The sequence below is a fragment of the Paenibacillus sp. EKM301P genome, from assembly GCF_011800295.1.
Lineage (GTDB): Bacteria > Bacillota > Bacilli > Paenibacillales > Paenibacillaceae > Paenibacillus > Paenibacillus polymyxa.
The window spans coordinates 1-347 of record NZ_JAALFM010000108.1; the positions used below are offsets into that span (position 1 = coordinate 1).

2 tRNA genes are annotated in these 347 nt (G+C 49.3%); both read right to left on the reverse strand.

Annotated features, from left to right (window positions below):
• Positions 1-82: 82 nt before the first annotated feature.
• Positions 83-158 (reverse strand) — tRNA-Ala (locus HFD99_RS25055).
• A gap of 21 nt (positions 159-179) precedes the next feature.
• Positions 180-256: transfer RNA gene (locus HFD99_RS25060), tRNA-Ile, on the reverse strand.
• Between the last annotated feature and the right edge of the window lie 91 nt (positions 257-347).

The following is a 347-nucleotide window of genomic DNA, read 5'->3' on the forward strand; positions in this document are numbered from 1 at the left end:
TACACAAGATCAGCTTAAAGGAATATTCTAAAACGCAATTTCGTTTCGGTATCCAGTTTTCAAGGTGCAATGATAAATCTTTTGGTGGAGCCAAGCGGGATCGAACCGCTGACCTCCTGCTTGCAAGGCAGGCGCTCTCCCAGCTGAGCTATGGCCCCAAAAGGAAATATAAAGTTATATGGTGGGCCCTAGTGGACTCGAACCACCGACCTCACCCTTATCAGGGGTGCGCTCTAACCAACTGAGCTAAGGGCCCATAATAAACCACCAAAAAAAAATTATTCTTTAGTGGTTGCGCTTGGCGGCGTCCTACTCTCCCAGGACCCTGCGGTCCAAGTACCATCGGC